General features: G+C 59.8%; 12 protein-coding genes. 4 read left to right on the top strand and 8 right to left on the bottom strand.

Annotated elements, in window-relative coordinates; genetic code table 11:
• Positions 1-61: 61 nt before the first annotated feature.
• Positions 62-3,118, bottom strand: a complete 3,057-nt coding sequence (locus C5J24_RS19795; RefSeq protein ID WP_105420258.1) for an efflux RND transporter permease subunit — start codon at positions 3,116-3,118, stop codon at positions 62-64.
• Positions 3,115-4,239 (bottom strand): efflux RND transporter periplasmic adaptor subunit, encoded by a 1,125-nt coding sequence (locus C5J24_RS19790; RefSeq protein WP_105403297.1) that lies wholly within the window; start codon positions 4,237-4,239, stop codon positions 3,115-3,117. The genes C5J24_RS19795 and C5J24_RS19790 overlap by 4 nt, the downstream gene beginning before the upstream one ends.
• A 491-nt stretch (positions 4,240-4,730) precedes the next feature.
• Between C5J24_RS19790 and C5J24_RS19785 the strand changes: the two genes are divergently transcribed.
• The 3 genes from C5J24_RS19785 (at position 4,731) to C5J24_RS19775 (ending at position 7,460) form a co-directional block, all read left to right on the top strand.
• Positions 4,731-5,000 carry a hypothetical protein gene (locus C5J24_RS19785; RefSeq protein WP_105403296.1) on the top strand — a complete coding sequence of 90 codons (270 nt, stop codon included), beginning with the start codon at positions 4,731-4,733 and terminating at the stop codon, positions 4,998-5,000.
• A 256-nt stretch (positions 5,001-5,256) separates the two neighbouring features.
• A complete protein-coding gene (locus tag C5J24_RS19780; protein ID WP_046637031.1) occupies positions 5,257-5,979 on the top strand; it encodes a response regulator in 723 nt (240 codons plus the stop codon).
• Positions 5,976-7,460, top strand: a complete 1,485-nt coding sequence (locus tag C5J24_RS19775) for an ATP-binding protein (RefSeq protein WP_105403295.1) — start codon at positions 5,976-5,978, stop codon at positions 7,458-7,460. Before C5J24_RS19780 ends, C5J24_RS19775 begins: the two co-directional genes overlap by 4 nt.
• A 126-nt stretch (positions 7,461-7,586) precedes the next feature.
• Here the strand turns inward: C5J24_RS19775 and C5J24_RS19770 are convergent, their stop codons facing one another.
• The 4 genes from C5J24_RS19770 to C5J24_RS19755 all read right to left on the bottom strand — a co-directional run bounded on the left by C5J24_RS19770 (position 7,587) and on the right by C5J24_RS19755 (position 11,665).
• A complete protein-coding gene (locus C5J24_RS19770; protein ID WP_105403379.1) occupies positions 7,587-8,564 on the bottom strand; it encodes an aliphatic sulfonate ABC transporter substrate-binding protein in 978 nt (325 codons plus the stop codon).
• Positions 8,565-8,605: 41 nt separating this feature from the next.
• Positions 8,606-9,376 (bottom strand): ABC transporter ATP-binding protein, encoded by a 771-nt coding sequence (locus C5J24_RS19765; RefSeq protein WP_105420256.1) that lies wholly within the window; start codon positions 9,374-9,376, stop codon positions 8,606-8,608.
• Positions 9,373-10,113, bottom strand: a complete 741-nt coding sequence (locus tag C5J24_RS19760) for an ABC transporter permease (protein ID WP_172724075.1) — start codon at positions 10,111-10,113, stop codon at positions 9,373-9,375. The genes C5J24_RS19765 and C5J24_RS19760 overlap by 4 nt, the downstream gene beginning before the upstream one ends.
• A gap of 115 nt (positions 10,114-10,228) precedes the next feature.
• The gene (locus C5J24_RS19755; RefSeq protein WP_105420252.1) at positions 10,229-11,665 is read right to left on the bottom strand and encodes a sulfatase; all 1,437 of its coding nucleotides are present in this window, start codon (positions 11,663-11,665) and stop codon (positions 10,229-10,231) included.
• A 154-nt stretch (positions 11,666-11,819) separates the two neighbouring features.
• Between C5J24_RS19755 and C5J24_RS19750 the strand changes: the two genes are divergently transcribed.
• Positions 11,820-12,869 (top strand): LacI family DNA-binding transcriptional regulator, encoded by a 1,050-nt coding sequence (locus tag C5J24_RS19750; protein WP_105403291.1) that lies wholly within the window; start codon positions 11,820-11,822, stop codon positions 12,867-12,869.
• Positions 12,870-12,976: 107 nt separating this feature from the next.
• Here C5J24_RS19750 and C5J24_RS19745 read toward each other — a convergent pair whose 3' ends face one another.
• Both C5J24_RS19745 and C5J24_RS19740 read right to left on the bottom strand, forming a co-directional pair.
• Positions 12,977-14,515 (bottom strand): ATP-binding protein, encoded by a 1,539-nt coding sequence (locus C5J24_RS19745; RefSeq protein WP_105403290.1) that lies wholly within the window; start codon positions 14,513-14,515, stop codon positions 12,977-12,979.
• Complete coding sequence (locus C5J24_RS19740; protein WP_105403289.1) at positions 14,512-15,231, bottom strand: response regulator; 720 nt, start codon at positions 15,229-15,231, stop codon at positions 14,512-14,514. Before C5J24_RS19740 ends, C5J24_RS19745 begins: the two co-directional genes overlap by 4 nt.
• Positions 15,232-15,246 lie beyond the last annotated feature (15 nt).

Raw genomic sequence — 15,246 nt, 5'->3', positions numbered from 1 at the left:
GGCCAGGTGGTTGGCCGGCCCTCCGCTGGTGGTGCAAGCGTCCTTGCGGCGCCTGCAACCTTCAGATCTCGGCCGACTGGAGGAAGGGCTTGAAGATCCGAGCGGTACGATCGCCAAAGTCGGAAACCATCAGGTGGAGCGACGGGATGACGATCAACGATAGAACCGTAGACACGAGCAGGCCGCCAATCACCGCGATTGCCATCGGCGCCCTGAATTCGCCTCCGTCCCCTACCCCGAGCGCGGAGGGGGCCATTCCCCCGATCATGGCAAACGTGGTCATGATGATCGGGCGAACCCGCTCCGAGCAGGCTTCGACGATCGCATCGACCCGAGACAAGCCATGGGCTTCGCGTTCAATGGCAAAGTCCAGGAGCATGATGGCGTTTTTCGTCACGATCCCCATCAGCATCAGGATACCGATGACGACGGGAAGCGAGACGGCGTTGCCGCTTAACATGAGGCCAGCTGCAACGCCGCCGATCGACAGGGGAAGGGAGGCCAGAATGGTCCAGGGCGCCAACACGCTTCCGAAGAGGAGGATGAGAACCACAAGCACAAGCATGACACCCGATCCCATCGCCACCGCAAAGCTTGAGAACACCTCGCCTTCGGTATCGGAATCCCCCGTCGCCTGAATGCGCACGCCCGCCGGCAGGCTCTTGACGCTATCGAGCTGTGCCAGCCTGTCGAGACCCTGGCCCGACGTCATGCCGTCAGCCATATCCGCTGAGATTTCGATGCGACGCTGGCGATCAAATCGCTCGATGGCGGCGACCCTCTCATCGAAGCTGACGTCGGCGACCGAAGACAACGGAACCGACGTCCCTCTCGTCGTCGGTACCGACAGCATTTCAAGGGTTGGCAAATCGTCGCGAGCATGCGTCTGGAGCAGCACGCGGATTGGAATCTGTCGGCCGCCGTCGATGAAATTGGGCAGCCGGCTGTCGACGTCGCCCACGGTCGATACGCGGATCGTGCGGGCAAGTTCTGCCGGAGATACACCGATTGTTGAAGCCTTGTCCGCGTCGATTTTCACCCGCAGTTCTGGTCGCGTTGCCGCGTTGTCGGCGGTCGGGTTGACGAAGTTTCTGTCGGCGGTGAGCTCCTGCAATATGTCATCTGCTGTTCGCTGAGCCAGAGCGCCATCCGCGGACAGGACAGCGAAAGATATGTCCCGCCCACCGCGGGTGTTGAGAAAGCGCAGCCTGACATCCGAAATGGAGGAAAGCGCCTTTTCAAGATCGGCTTGTATCGAGAACGATGAACGGTCGCGCTCGGATTTATGGAGCAGATCGATCAGGACGACGGCATATCGTATGTCTTCCCGTCCGACCGTACTCGACCCCGCCCTGACGAATACGCCTTCCACCGCAGAATCCCGCCGGATCAGGGCGGCTATTCCGTGCGTCGCTGCTCGTGTCTCCTGCAAAGCCGCCCCAGGGGGCAGCTCCACCGAAAGGGTCAACCGCCCCGTATCCTCTTCCGGCAAAAACGCGGTCGGCAGGGAGGTCAGGGCGTATAAAGCCAGTGCAAAAGCTGCAAATGCGGATCCGACTGTCATCCATCGCCACCGCAGGCTGACCTTCAGCAGTCCCTCATACGCCGACACCAGGCGCCCTTTCCGAATGTGCGACTGAGGAGCGTTCGTCATAATGTATGCAGCCATGATTGGGGTGATCAAGCGGGCCGCCAGAAGTGAAAAGAACACCGCTATCGCAACGGTCAGCCCGAATTCTCGAAAGTACAGTCCGACCACGCCGCTCATGAAGCCCACGGGTGTGAAGACAGCCATGATCGTTGCGGATATGGCTATGACAGCAAGTCCTATTTCGTCGGAGGCGTCCAATGCAGCCCGGTAGGCGGATTTGCCCATGTCGCGGTGACGCACCACGTTTTCGATTTCAACGATCGCATCGTCCACGAGAATTCCCGTCACCAGGGTGATCCCAAGCAGACTGAGGATGTTGAGGGAAAAGCCCAGGAGATCGATGGCAAAAAAGGTCGGGATGATCGAAAGCGGAAGCGCGATTGCGGCTACGACCGTAGCCCGCCAGTCGCGCAGGAATAGAAATACGACGACGATTGATAATGCCGCGCCCTCATAGAGGGTATGCATGGCCGAGTTGTAGTTGCCCGCCGTGTAGGACATATTGTCGTCGACCAGCTTGAAGCGGATCGACGGCTGTTCGAGATGTAGCTTCTCCAGTGCGGTGGCCACTTCCTTCGCAACAGCGAGCTCGCTCGAACCCTTTGAGCGATAGACCGCGAAACCTACAACGTCCTCCTGATCCAGAGTCGCAAAGGCGCGGGCTTCGGCGATCGTATCCTGGACGTTTCCGACATCTTCCAGTTTCACACTGGCGTCGTCCGACAGGAGGATGCGAGAACCACCAAGTTCTGCAATCGTCTGCGCCGCCGCGGCGGTCGTCAGCGTCCGTTCCCGGCCATTCAGGTTGCTGCGGCCCCCGGAACGATCCAACTGGCTTGCGATGAGGCTTTCGTTGACAACATTTGCCGTCAGGGAGAGCGCCTGCAATCGCGAAGGATCGAGTTCGACATGGATTTCCCTGTCAGCACCTCCGACACGATCAATGCGGCCAACGCCCTTCAGACCCTGCAACTGCCGGGCAACAACATCGTCGACGAACCACGAAAGCTCTGCAACGGTCATGTCCTGGCTTGTCACGGCATAGGTCACCACCGCCTGTGCTTCCTCCTCGGCCCGTTCGATCACAGGCTCATCTATTCCATCGGGAAGGTCGCTGCGGATTTTGGCAACCGCGTCGCGGACGTCACCCATGGCGCGGTCTGGCGAAATCACGCCCAACTCGAATTCGACAGCGGTAACGGAACGGCCTTGAGTGACGGTCGACTTGATCTCTTCTACGCCTGCAAGAGACGCTACCGCGTCTTCAACAAGACGCGTAACTTCAGTCTCCAACTCACTCGGCGCTCCCCCGGGCTGGTCGATAATCACATTCACAGCCGGCTCGTCGATGGTCGGGAAGTAAGTGACGGGCAGCCGTGAAAAGCTGTAGAGACCGGCGGTGACAAGGATTAGGAATAGGAGGATCGAGGGAAGCGGATTACGAATTGCCCAGGCCGATATGTTCATTGAAGTCGAGCTCCGAGCCGATTTTGGGTAGATGCAGACGCGTCGGCACGCGTTGCCGGCGTCGCGGCCAATACCGGCCTCACCCGCTCCTGTGCCTTCAGGAAGGCACCTGATTTCAGGACGACCTCCTCTCCCTCGCGGATGCCGTCGAGGATTTCCACGAAGCCGCTTTGCTGGGATCCGATGCGGACCGGGCGGATATCCACGAGCCCGTCTGAAACGACGTAAACGTTGTTGCCGGCCGCCGTGCTTTTGACGGCCGTTCCCGGGAGGAGAACATTCTGCCGGTCTTCGACACTGATGCTACCGCGCGCGAAGACGCCTGGGACAAGTCTGGCCTTGTCTGCAAGTTCGATCCGCACCGTCCCGCTTCTTGTCTTGGGATCGAGTTGCGCGGCATTCAGCCGGACGGTTCCTGCGATGGCTTGGTCGCGTCCTGGCAAGGTAATTTCGGCGCTCATGCCTTCGCGCAGCCGAACGAAGCTTGTCTCCGTCACCTGCGCCACGAACTCGATGTCATCATCGTCAGCGATGACAAAAAGAGGTCCGGCAGAACTCGATGTCATCGCACCGACACGCGCTTTCCGGCTCAAGATTCGACCCGAGCTGGGGGCCCGCAGGGTGCTCCTCTGAACAGTCAGCTCGATTTCCCGCCGCTCGCTGGCGATCAGCTGTTGATCTGCGTTGGCGAGCTCCAACGATTGGCGCGCCAGTCGCAACTCCGCGACGGCTCGGGCGTGAGCGTTCAAGTCTTCCTCGAGGACGTTGTCGGCGATCGCACCTTTTGGCTGTAGCGAGCGGCTGCGTTCAAGCTTCTTGCGCGCTTCGGCTTCGGTGACCGTTGCCACGTCTATCTTGCTGCTCTCGACCGCCACGGCAGCACGCACGCGAAGGAGGCTCACCGCGTTCTTGTCCAGCAACATCAGGGCTTCGGTCGTGTCCAGGACCGCGAGCGCCTGGCCGCGTTCAACATGTTGTCCGGCCTCTACCAAGATCTGCCGCACCTCCTTGCCGAGGACGGCGGGATAGACTTCGATCTCTTCCCGCGCCGCGAGCGAACCAACCACCTCGATCCTTTCCGTCAGCGCACCTCGCTTGGCGACGATCGTCGTTACCGGCATTTGGGCGTCTGCGGACGCCACGGTCGAAAACACGCATGCGAGCGTCGCTGCTTTACCGAAAAGCGAGCAGCAGCGTCGAAGCGTGGATGATACGGTCGATAACGCGATCATTGAGTGGACCTTTTAAGTGGGCCGCAGAGCGCCCTGGCTTGTTTGGTCACACGATAGCGATGGGGCGGAGCCGCACTGTGTAGTCACATTAAGAAATGTTACGGGACGCTGGTGCGTCAGGTCCTCAAGAGGCGCGGCCCCCACTAAATGGAGCGGCACAGACCGCTTTTGAGCCCTCACGGGCAGCCTGGCGACGTCTCTCAGCCTGGACCGACTGCAAGCCGGTCCGCGTAAAATCGTCTGTCTCCACGTTGAGGAATGGAATGTTGCGCTGCGATACTTTGCGACAATTTCCCTGTTCTGCGGCATACGCGTGCGACAAACACCTTCTATGTTTGGGATGCGTCAAGGAGACGCTATCGAAACTGAAGGAGAAACTGATGACCAAGATCTTCCTATCCACCGCTATCGCTGCTCTGCTGGCTTCGGCCACGTTCGCCGTCCCGGCACTTGCCGAGGGTGATTATTATGAAGGCGCCTCCAAGAGCGGTGCTTCTTCGCGTTCTGCCAATCCTCTGCGGGCCGACAGCACCAGGACCTTCGGCTATCCGAACCAGACCGGCCAGTCGGTGTTTGGCGAGACCACCCGCGATGATCGTCGCCCGTTCGACAGCGGCGACTACTATGAGGGCGCCAACCGTCCGAACTAACAGCTCGCAGTTCATTCAAGGCACCGTCCGCGGCAAGGTCGCAAATATTGCCGCGGCGGCCCCTCTCCGGTCTGAATTCAGGCGGATGAGCGGGAACCAAAATTATCAATTTCGCTGCAGTCCCACCCCACCCTATCCCATCTCACGTCCGATCCTGCGGCACGTCATGGGAGCCGGGCCTTGGGAACTTGCTAGAGAATTCGATGGAAGGGCTTGCCGATGCAATGCTATAATTTCCGGGTGTAGAGGGCAGTTCATGCAGGCATCATCCCATATCGCAGTTGTCGATGATCATCAGGACATCCGGGATCTGGTCGGGAAATATCTCGGGCAGCAAGGCTATCGCATCAGCTCGGCCGACAGCGGCGCCGCCCTGCGCAAGATCCTCGAGCGGAACGCTCTTGATCTCATCATTCTCGACATCATGATGCCCGGTGAAGACGGCCTCTCGGTCTGCAGACACATACGCAGCACGACGGATGTGCCCATCATATTCCTGACCGCCATGGCGGATGATACCGACCGTATCATCGGCTTGGAATTGGGAGCGGACGACTATGTCGTAAAGCCGTTTAATCCCAGGGAACTGCTCGCCCGCGTCCGCGCCGTCTTGCGGCGAGCAACCACCCTGCCAACGCAGCAACGCGACAACATCAAGGCAAAAGTCATCAAGTTCGACCAATGGCGGCTTGATGTCGGCCGGCAAGAACTGACCGACGAGGACGGCGTTGTCGTGTCCCTGAGCACCGTGGAATTCCGTCTGCTGAAGGCTTTTCTCGAACATCCCGGGTTTGTTCTCACGCGCGACCAACTCCTCGACTTGACTGCCGGCAAAGCCGCGGAGATCTTCGACCGCAGCATCGACCACCAGGTCAGCCGCTTGCGCAAGAAGATCGAGGCCGATCCCAAGAACCCGACAATCATCAAGACCCATTGGGGCGGCGGCTACAGTCTTTCCACCGATGTGGTGCTGCAATGATACGGTTCTGGACCAGAAGTCTCGCTGCGCAGTTTATCGGTTTCATGCTCCTCGCGCTCGCGTGTTCCCAGGCACTGTCGTTCCTGATCTCCTGGGATGAACGCGACAAGGCGCTCAAGGCAGTATCAAAAAGCGAGTTCTTCAGCCGCACGGCGACCATTACCAGGCTCATGGAGTCGATTCCGCTCAATCTGAGGCATGACGTCCTCGCCGCCAGCGAAACCAGCTATGCCCGGTTCTGGCTGAGCGAGCAGGCTCCAGATGACCCCGATGCCTGGCGGGGTCGTGCCGTCGAGGAGCTTGCACGTCCCCTGCCGAACCTCCCGAATTTTCCGCCAGAATGGCGCGTTCAGCCGGCAGCCATCGACAGGCCGGAGGAGCGCAGGAGGATTGTTGCGAAAAACGCCGGCGAGGCCTGGGTCACGCCCGCCTCTGGTTTGTGGAGTCTCCCACAGCCGGCGAAGTTCGCCTATATCGGCCAGTGGGACGGGTTTGGTCTTGCGGTCCAGCTTCAAGACGGGCGGTGGCTGAACTCCGCCTATTACAAAGTCATTCCCAACAACTGGTGGACTTCACAATCCCTCTTCACTTTGTCGATAACGGCTCTTGTCCTCTCGGTCATCGGGGTTTTGACGGCAAACCGTATCGCAAGACCGCTTCGACGGCTTGCCGTGTCGGCGGAGGCTTTAGGCCGCGGAGAGTCTCTCCCGCCCCTGCCGGAGGAAGGGCCCGACGATATCCGACGGACCGCAGAGGCATTCAACCGCATGCAGCAGAGCCTTCACCGCTTCGTGGAAGACCGGACCCGGATGCTGGCCGCAATCGGCCATGATCTGCGTACTCCGCTGACATCCTTGCGTTTGCGCGCCGAGTTTGTCGGGGATCCGGAACTTCAGCAGAAGATGCTGGTCACGATCGACGAGATCCAGGTCATGACTGAGGCGACGATCGCATTCGCAAAGGGCGAGGCGACGGTCGAGGAAACAAAAACGGTCAATCTCAACGCATTGGTGGAGAGCCTGTGTGCCGACTTGGAAGAAATGGGCCAACGGGTTGAGTATGTCGAAAGCAGGAAGATAACCTACAGGTGCCGCCCCGACGGGTTACGCCGCGCCGTCCGTAATCTCATCGAAAACGCGATCCGCTATGGCGGGCAGGCCAAGGTCTTCGTGCGCCAATCGCCATCCGCGACTGAAATCGTCGTGGAGGATCCCGGCCCCGGCATCCCTGATGCGATGCGCGAGAAGGTCTTCTCTCCCTTCTTCCGCCTGGAGAAGTCTCGCAACCGTGAAACTGGCGGTGTCGGTCTGGGCTTGTCAATTGCAAGAGCGATCGTTCGCCACCATGGCGGGGATATCGTTCTTGCCTCGAACAATCCGGGCTTGAGAGCCTCGATCTCTCTTCCCGTCATAGAGCGACCCGAACTGTCACCGGCGGCTCGACGGCCGCGAGAAAAAATCGCCGCCCAATGGACGCTCTAGTTTTTGCCTAGCGGACGAATATCAATATCGACGATCGAAACGAGTCGCTCAAGCCCGATGGTTTCCCGCAACCCTCGTCGAGGAGAACTTTCCGCCGTCACCGGCGGAAAGTCAAAGGCCTAACGATCAGGCGCTGGTGAAGAGATCGCCTGTATAGAATTGTGCCGGTGGCAGCGGCTCCTTGATGGTGCCGAACTCCTGGAACATCTTGTTGAATTCCGTCAGCCACTTATCGACGGTGCCGTCTTTCGTGAAGGCGTCCAGTTCCTTGCTCGTCAGCATCTTGCGGCTGCGCGCCACCTTCTCGGTCACCTCCACTGGAGCGTTGAGGAATGCGGTGGTGATCTGGATGGATCGATCGAGGTTTGCGACGCGATAGTCCATTGCCTTCTTCATGACACGCAGGAATTTCCTCACGAGATCCGGGTTCTGCTGGACGATCTCATTGCGGGCGACGAAGGTGTTGATGAACGAGGTCTGCGGGTAGAAATCCTGGTTCGAAGCCAGCTCCTTCATATCCGGCACGCGCGGCTTGATCGTATCGATCAGCGGATACCAGATGCCGGCCCCGTCGATTTGCTTGGAAGTGAAGGCGGCAACCACCGTGGACGGATCCATGGGCACGACCTGGATGTCGCCTATGGTCATGCCGGCCTTGGTCAGCGCCATCCGGAGTATCATGTCGCCGGACGTGCCCTGCGGGACGCCAACCTTTTTGGCCTTCAGATCCGCGATCGAGGCAATCCCGCCCTGGACGATGACGCGGTCGGAGAAGCCTATATCGTTGACGCCGATCACCTTGGCCCGACCGCTGGCGGGCAGCCAGAGTGCGCCGGGCCCGATCGTGCCAAAATTCAGGCTGCCGGCGCCCATCGCCTGGATCTGGATCGGGCCGTTGGTGAAAACCTTGACGGATGGCGTGATGCCTTCCGCTTCCCAGAGTTTCTGATCCTGCGCGATCGCCAGGACACTGGCATTCGGAAAGTCGGCAATATATCCGATGGTCATGTCGGCAGATTGGGCGCTTGCCTTTCCTCCGATGGAAAAAGCGCTCGCGGCGGCAAAGGCCGCCGTCGTCCTCACCAGGGTTCGTCTCGTCAGCATGTTCATCTCCTCCTTGTAACAGCCGATAGTGATTGCAGGTTTCAGGCCGCGGCCGGGTGGTAGACCGACCGCCACACCTCGTTGCGCAAAGCCGTGAATTCCGGCGAAAGGCGCATCTCCTCGGTGCGCGGATAGGGCAGATCGACCGGAATGATCCTGTGAAGCCGGCCGGGCCTGGCGGCCATGACGACGACGCGGCTCGCGAGATAGACCGCCTCGTCTACATCGTGGGTGATGAACATCACCGTACGCCGCTCCTTGCTCCAGGTGGCCAGCAACTGGCCCTGAAGCTGCACGCGGGTCAAAGCATCCAGTGCGCCGAATGGCTCGTCCATGAGCAAGATCTTCGGATTGACGGCATAGGCCCGGGCAATGGCGCATCGTTGCTTCATGCCGCCGGACAATGTCTTCGGAAGCGAATCGGCAAAATCGGAGAGCCCGACGAGGTCCACAAAGCGGTCCGCGATCCTGCGGCGGTCCGCCTTCGGGTATCTGGCAATCTTCAACCCGAACTCGACGTTCTCGCGGACCGTCAGCCAGGGGAAAAGCGCATATTGCTGGAAGATCACGCCACGCTCGGGGCCGGGTCCCTTGACCGGAACGTTGTCGACCAGGACCTGCCCTGAAGACGGACCTGTGAGGCCTGCGGCAATGTTCATGGCGGTCGACTTGCCGCAGCCCGATGGCCCGACCACCGTGATGAACTCCCCGTCTTCGATGTCCAGGTTGAGACCTTGGAGCGCGTTGAAGGACGTCTGCCCGGCGATGATGAACGTCTTGGAGACGTTCTGGAACGAGATCTTGATGCTCATAGCTTTTCCTGCCATGCGGTCAGAACGCCATCGAATGCGATGACGATGCGATCCATGATGAGACCGAGCACGCCGATCGCGATGAGACTGACGAAGATTGTCGGAAGATCGTAATAGAGCTGCGCCTGCTGCATGCGGAAACCGAGGCCAGACTGCGCAGCAATCAGCTCCGCCGCCACGACGGTCGCCCATGACGAACCGAGGCCGACGCGGACGCCGACCATGATATAGGGCAGCGATGCCGGGACGATGACCCGCCGGAAGATGGTGAAGTCGTTGGCACCGAGCACACGCGCGGCATTGATCAGCGTCTTGTCGACGTTGACGACACCTTGATATGTCGCGACAACGCTCGACAGGAAAGACGCCAGGAAAATGACGAAGATCTTGGGAGTTTCGTCAATGCCCATGGTGACGATCGCCAGGGGAATGATGGCAAGCGGCGGGATCGTCCGAAAGAACTGGACATAGGGTTCGATGATGCCGCGGGCGATGCGGTACCAGCCCATCAGGAAACCGACCGGGATTGCTACCGCAATGCCGAACGCAAAACCGGTAAAAACGCGTCCGAGGCTCGCCAGGGCGTCGGTCCACAGGAGGCCGCTCTTCGCCTGGATCACCGCCTGCTTGGCGACAGCGAGCGGCGTCGGCAAGCCAACCACGCCCTGCGACGTGACGAAGGCCCAGAGAAAGATGCCGACGACGACCGCGGCGATGTTGACCGCCAGCATGCCCATCGGGTGCGACAGCAAAGAGCGCCGAGGGGCTCGTTCGGGCTTTTCCTCAATCGTTGAAATTGACAAGGTCATGCCTCCCTCGCGAAAACTTGCCGGCTCTGCTGAGATTGGTGGTTCATCGCATCCCCACCGTGACGTCGCGTGTCTTGAAATTCGATTCGATCAACCAGTCGCGCATCACATCCAAAAGTTCGCGCTTCTGCTCGACACAGCCTGGATCGTTCCAGAGGTTCTTCACTTCCTTCGGATCGTTTTCGAGGTCGAAGAGCTGCCCGTCGCTTGAGCCCTTGAAGTGAACGAGCTTCCACCGGTCGCTTCTGACACCGGTCATGAACTCGACACCGCCTGCCATCGCCACGTCGCCGATCTGCTCGCAGAACACATGGGAGCGCGGCTTCCAGTCCTCGCCCTCCAGTGCAGGCTTCAGGCTTTGCGCTTCGAAGGATATCGGCGGCGTGATGCCGGCATATTCCAGGATCGTCGGGCCGAGGTCGAAGAGCTGGCAGAGCCCATCCACGGTGCGACCGCCCTCGAACCGGTTCGCCGTCGACCAGATGATGGTCGGCACGCGGGTGACTATGTCGTACATCGACCATTTCTGAATCAGCCCGTGTTCGCCGAGGCATTCGCCATGGTCGGAGGTGAAGATAACGATTGCATCCTCCAGATAGCCGCGCGCTTCGAGCGCTTCGAGCAATTCCCCGACCTTTTCATCGATCAGCGTGACATTGCCGAGATAGTGCGCCCACAGCCGCTGCATCTGGTCTTCTCTCGGATCAAGGCTCCAGACGACGGAATCATGGTCAACCTCGACGTCGTGCTGGCGTTTTTCCTTCAGCTCCTGGTGAAGCGAATCCAGCTCTTCCCTGGTCGGCTTCGGCAGCGGCAGGTCGTTACGCTTCAGATAGGGCTCTACATAACGAGCAGGAGGATCGAACGGCGGGTGGGGGCCTGGAAAACCGACCTGAAGGAAAAGCGGCTCGGTCGGCGGATAGGTATTGACCCACCACTTCGCCATATTGCCAACGAAGGCATCGGAATGCAGCGCCTCGGGCAGTTCCCATTCAAAGCAGCCCAACCGGTCGCGGTAATCCTCGAGCTCACGGTAAAGTTCGCGCTGCCGCTTGACGAGGCCGTTCGCCGCAAGCGCCTTGTCCCACTCGTCGAAATACCAGCGGCCTTCCATGTAGCGGTCCTTGTTTTCCACGACATAGCGCTCATGAAAACCGGAATCCGAATTGTATGGAATCGTGTGCATCTTGCCGACGTTGACGCAACGATAGCCCGCATCGCGGAGCTGCTCGACCCAGGTATGCTGCCATTTCTGGCCGTTCGCCAGAACGCCCGTCGTATGCGGATAATAACCGGTGAACAGGCTCGCACGAGATGGAACGCAGCTCGGCGCGGTGATGTGGCAATTGGTGAGCGCCACGCCCTTCTCGACGAGCGCGTCGATATTCGGCGTCACGGCATAGGGGTATCCGAGCGCAGCGATCGAGTCGTAGCGCTGCTGGTCCGTCATAATCAGAATGATGTTTGGCTTTTCAGCCATATGTCCCGCCTCCACGCCGGTGATTGTCAACCGTGCCGTCGTTTTCCATCCAAAGAAAGCGCCGGTGTTCGGTCTTTCGCTTGCCTCTCCTTCAAAACGATGGCATAAAGTTACCGTTAACGCAACGATCACTCACAGGATTTTTTAGAGCCGAATGACAGTGGACCTTTCCGAGGGTGCGGGGCGCACCGTCCCGACCCTTGCTTCGATCGCCGAGCGTGTGGGCGTTTCGGTCAACACCGTCTCGCGCGCGCTGCGCGCTCCAAACACGGTCCGGGTCGAGCTACGTCGCCGGATCAATGCGGCCATGGAAGAGCTGAACTACGTGCCGAACCGGCTTGCCGGCGGGCTTTCCGGGACGCGATCGGACATTGTCGGGGTCGTGGTAACCTCACTCTACTACTCGGAATTCGCCAACATCATCGATTCGCTGCAATTGGCTTTGCTGGAGCATGACCTGCAGGTCATGCTCGCCAATACCAGGTACAATGCCGACCAGGAGCTGCGGCTCGTCCGCTCCATCCTGAGCTGGCGCCCGGCGGCGGTTGCCATCATCGGCGTCGATCATCCGCCGAAAGTCGTCGAGCTTCTCAAGGCAGCCGGCATCCCGATTGTCGAGATGTGGGACACGGGCGGAGACGTGATCGATACTGCTGTCGGTTTCGACCACGCAAGCGTCGGGGCGGCCCAGGCCAACCATCTGATAGCTCAAGGATATAGGCGCTTGGCCTTCGTCGGCAGTGTCCGCGAAAACGATAAACGCGCCCAGAAGCGCCTGAGCGGGCTGGAAGCCGCAGCAACCAAGGCCTCGCTCCCCGACGTCGTCAAGCATACGGCGCAGCAGGGCGGCAATCCGGAACTCGGAGAGCGGCTCGCGACCGAGCTTCTGCAAAGCCATCCGGAGATCGATGCGATCGCCTGCAACAGCGATGTGGTTGCGTTCGGCGTGCTGCGCGCGCTCAGGAAACTCGGCCGGCGCGTACCCGAAGACATCGGTGTCATCGCATTCGGCGATAACGAGGCGGCGAGCTGCGTCAGCCCCTCGCTGACGACAGTTCGCCCCGACCGCGAACGCATCGGCAGATTGACGGCGGAGGCGATCGTCTCGCGGATCAATGACGTCACGCCTTATACGACACTTGTCGAATGGGAGCTTATAGTCCGAGAAAGCACGTCTCGTATGCCCCCACCATCGCCGTCTTGATGCAACACCCCGGCGCGGCGCCATTGGATTTACGGATCAATCCCGCCAGGCCGCCCAAGAGCTTGGAAACCACCGGCTCCTGCATCTGCGACGACCCTCGTGCGGGACTAAGCGGACCGCCGCGACGGAGAAGCAATTTTACCGGGTATTCCCGCGGTTTGCGAAGAAGTCGGCGCTCGCGTCAGTTTCCACCCGCGGCCTTGGTGAAGGGGTACCGGATCGACTATTCCTTCTCGCGGAAGGGAGATGATCGTCTGCATTCCTCTTTCACCGCAGAGGAAAGAAATGTCGCCGCCATGTTGCCGCACGATGGCACGGGCGATCGACAACCCCAGGCCGATACCGCCCGTATCCTTGTTCCGCGATACTTCAAGACGGAAGAAGGGAGCAAAAACCTTTTCCCTCATGGCCTCGGGTATCCCCGGTCCGCGGTCCTCGACGACGATATCGACTGTGGTTGCCGTGTGCCGGATGAAGACTTTGGCTTCACCGCCATATCGTACGGCATTCTCCACGACGTTTCGGACCGCACGGCGGAGCCCATCCGGCCGACAGCGATAAGGCGTCTGTTCCGCCTCCACGTAATTGACCGGATGTCCAAGGTCCGACTGGTCGTCGCAGATACTGCCGATAAGAGCATCGAGTTCGATGTCACGGGTTTCTTCTACCGTCGATTCCCCGCGCGCAAACGCAATGGCGGCTTCCGTCATCGCCTGAATTTCGTCAATGGTAGACAGCATCTTCTGCTGTGTTTCCTGATCCTTGACGAATTCTGCTCTCAAACGAAGCGAGGTCAGCGGCGTTCGCAAATCGTGGCCGATCGCCGCAAGCATTTTGGTCCGGTCTTCGACAAAACGGTGGAGGCGGCTTTGCATCCTGTTGAAGGCTTCCGCCGTGCGCCGGATCTCTCCCGGCCCGCCCTCGGGAATAGGCGGAAGGTTTTCTCCCCGCCCAAGCGCCTCCGCCGACCGCGCCAGATTGCGCAAGGGGCGGGAAATGCGGCTTGCAATGAAGATCCCGATCAACGCCAGGATCAGCGCTGTCAATCCGACCGAGGTCAGGGACTTGGAATTCCACCATCGGCCGGTGTTTTCCTGGTACGAAGCAAAGTTCAGCCAGCGTCCGTCGCCAAGCTGGACCGCAAGGCCAAACCCTCTGCGCCGGTCGAAATAGGTGAATTTCGCGGGTTGCGGCAGGTTCCACAGGATCGGCGGCGGGCTCGCCCATTCCTCGTCCGTATTTTCACGCGCGACTTCCTTCGGATCGGGCAATTGCGGCTTGGAGGGAGCGGTCCAGTCAACCTGCTTTGATAGATCGACGAAGTTTTCGAGTTGGCGGGAAAGCTGACCCACCGCCTGCAGGCGCCAAGCGCTGGCCTTCTCGGGTTCCTGGTCTGTCAGCCAGATTTTCGAGTAGTTGGTTTCGCTGGCGTAAAGAGCCTGCGCGCGGATTTCCGGGGGTATCAACTCGACCAACCGGGTTATAGACGCGCCCCGGCTGAAGAATTCGCTTTTCGCCGCGGCTCTCAACGCCATTGTGCGCTCGTCCCACGAGATCAGAAAAGCCAGCGCCTGCGAGATGATCAGGGCGGCAAGCATCAGTCCTATGAACTGCGCCGCCAGGCTTTTTTTCCAGAGCTTGATCATTCGAATGCCACCTCGACCGACAGGCTGTACCCGCCGCCCCAATGGGTTTTGATGATTGAAGGGTTTTTTGGATTTTCCTCGATCTTCTTGCGCAGGCGGCTCACCTGGTTGTCGATGCTGCGATCGAAGATATCGGCACTTCTTCCGGTGGTGAGGTCCAGAAGTTGTTCGCGGCTCAAGATCATGCCCGGCCGTTCGATGAAGACCTTCAGCAAGCGAAACTCTGCCGTGCTCAAAGGTATGCCGACGCCGTTTGCTCCGGAAATTTCCTGGCGACCCATATCGACCCGCCATCCCGCGATGCGCAGCTTTTTGGACTGCCGTGCTGCGGCCGGGACCGCGGGATTGGCAGCCCGGCGCAGGACAGCCCGAACACGAGCCAGCAGTTCGCGGAAATTAAATGGTTTCACGAGGTAATCGTCCGCCCCCAGTTCGAGGCCGAGGATCCGGTCGGTATCTTCAGCCATCGCCGTCAGGAAGATGATCGGAACGTCTAGCGTGGCGCGAACCTGCCGACAGACCGAAAGCCCATCTTCACCCGGCATCATGATGTCGAGAATGATGAGATCGACGGTATGGTGTTCGAGCACCCGCCGCAGCACCGAGCCGCTCTCGGCGACGCTGACCTTGTAGCCTTGCTGCTCGAGATATTGTCGAACGAGATCCCGGATATCGCTGTGATCGTCGACGACCACGACATGCGCCAAGTCATGCATTTTGCGTAACCTCTG

This window comes from Neorhizobium sp. T25_27, from assembly GCF_002968565.1.
Taxonomy (GTDB): Bacteria; Pseudomonadota; Alphaproteobacteria; order Rhizobiales; family Rhizobiaceae; genus Neorhizobium; species Neorhizobium tomejilense.
This window is presented reverse-complemented; position numbering and strand designations above follow the sequence as displayed.